This window comes from Ruegeria sp. AP12, from assembly GCF_056540025.1.
Map to the genome: position 1 here is coordinate 1 of NZ_JBQFVZ010000333.1, position 527 is coordinate 527.

1 pseudogene is annotated in these 527 nt (G+C 65.5%); it reads left to right on the forward strand.

The features are described from left to right. Nucleotides 1-527 (forward strand): annotated as a pseudogene (locus tag ACR0E6_RS23055) (DNA repair protein RecN); the annotation flags it as partial.

Genomic DNA, 527 nt, shown 5'->3' on the forward strand with positions numbered 1-527 from the left:
GCTGCGTGATCGCTTGGGTAAGCTGGATGCGGGTGATGCCGATCTGGCAGATCAGTGTGCCTCGGTTGAGGCGGCACAGGCGACGTATGACTTGGCTGCGGCGGACCTTAGCGCTGCGCGTGCAGCGGCGGCTGGACAATTGGATCAGGCCGTCATGGCCGAGCTGGCACCGCTGAAAATGGAACGCGCGGTGTTTCGGACAGAAGTTACCACGTCCGATCCTGGACCCGAGGGCACCGACGCCGTGGCCTTTACGGTTGCCACCAACCCGGGCGCACCATCGGGACCGCTGAACAAGATCGCCTCAGGCGGGGAACTCAGCCGCTTTCTATTGGCGTTGAAGGTTTGCCTGTCCGGCGATGACAGCGCCCGGACCATGATCTTTGATGAGATCGACCGGGGTGTGGGCGGCGCGACGGCCGATGCGGTGGGTCGCAGGCTGGCGTCTCTGGCGCAGGGCGGGCAGGTTCTGGTCGTCACGCATTCCCCTCAGGTCGCCGCGCGCGCAGCCCATCACTGGCGTGTGC